This is a genomic window from Pantoea sp. CTOTU49201 (genome assembly GCF_032054795.1).
Lineage (GTDB): Bacteria > Pseudomonadota > Gammaproteobacteria > Enterobacterales > Enterobacteriaceae > Pantoea > Pantoea symbiotica.
The window spans coordinates 1-1,213 of the sequence record NZ_DAMBSA010000623.1 but is presented as its reverse complement, the minus strand read 5'-3'; the positions used below and the strand labels follow the sequence as shown (position 1 = coordinate 1,213).

1 protein-coding gene and 1 pseudogene are annotated in these 1,213 nt (G+C 56.2%); one reads left to right on the top strand and one right to left on the bottom strand.

Going from position 1 to position 1,213, the window contains the following annotated elements; all coding sequences use genetic code 11:
• The coding region (locus RTY00_RS24545) for a LysR family transcriptional regulator (RefSeq protein ID WP_312666717.1) at positions 1-652 on the bottom strand (652 nt) is incomplete at its 3' end.
• A gap of 144 nt (positions 653-796) precedes the next feature.
• Here RTY00_RS24545 and RTY00_RS24540 point away from each other — a divergent pair.
• Positions 797-1,213: pseudogene (locus tag RTY00_RS24540) on the top strand (ferredoxin reductase); the annotation flags it as partial.

Genomic DNA, 1,213 nt, shown 5'->3' with positions numbered 1-1,213 from the left:
TGATCTTAATGCCCGAACTGTTTATTAGCGCTTCCAGCGGATCGGCCAGCATCAGCGGCGCGGCGGGCACGATAAACGGCCAGGATTCGCAATGGCTGAAACGGATCGACTCCAGATTGGCCAGCGGATGCTGGCTGCTCACCACAATGCCCAGGCGTAAATCGGCAAATGACTTCACCAGCAGCTCGCGCGAACTCTGCGGATTGAGCATGATGCCGAAATCCGCATCGCCCGACGTCAACGCATTGGCGATGTGGATGTTGCTCATGGTGGTCAGCGTGAAGGAGATGCCGGGATAGTCGCTTCGAATGCGCTGCAAGATCGAAGAGAAGAAGCCGCGATTAATCGCATCGATGGTGGCGATATGCACATGGCCGTGGCGCAGCCCGCGCAAATCATCCAGCTGGGTACAAACGCGACCAAAATCCCGCTGCCAGTTTTTCGCCGCATTCAGCAGGATTTCACCTGCTGCGGTCATACGTAATCCTGATGGATGGCGCTCGAACAGCGGCATATCCAGCTGTTCCTCGACGCGTAGAATCTGCCGATCAATCGACGACGCTGAGACATGCAGCACATCCGAAGCCTTGCGCAGCGAACCCTGGCGGGCCACTTCAGTGAAATAGAGCAGAAATCGGGAGAAGGCGAACATAAGGGGGTGCTCTCTTTTTTGCAACGCATCATGCGAATTAAACAGATGGACGCTTACACAAGGGCAAAATAATAATCGCTGCCATGATAAAAACAAGGGTTTGCGCGGCCTCGCAGCCGACGACATCCCTGCTCAGGCAGATAGATGATGAAATCCACTTCTCTCGCCGTCACCGTCATCGCAAAGCAGTTCAACGGTGCAGGCAATGTGTTACTGACGTTGGCCAGTCACAACGGCCAGCCGCTGCCGGTTTTCACGCCCGGCGCGCATATTGATGTGCTGATTCCCGACGGCGGTAAACGCCAGTATTCGCTCTGCTCTGCGGCAGCCGATCATTATGAAATCTGCGTGCGTCTGGATCAGTGTTCAACTGGCGGATCGCGCTGGCTGCATCAGCAATTAACCACCGGCGATGAATTAGAGATTTCCGCACCACGCAACCACTTCCCGCTGCCGCATGCCCCGCGCACGTTGCTGTTTGCCGCAGGTATCGGTTTGACGCCGTTGTTGGTGATGGCCGAGACGCTGGCCGCGCGTCAGGCGGATTTTACCCTGCACCTT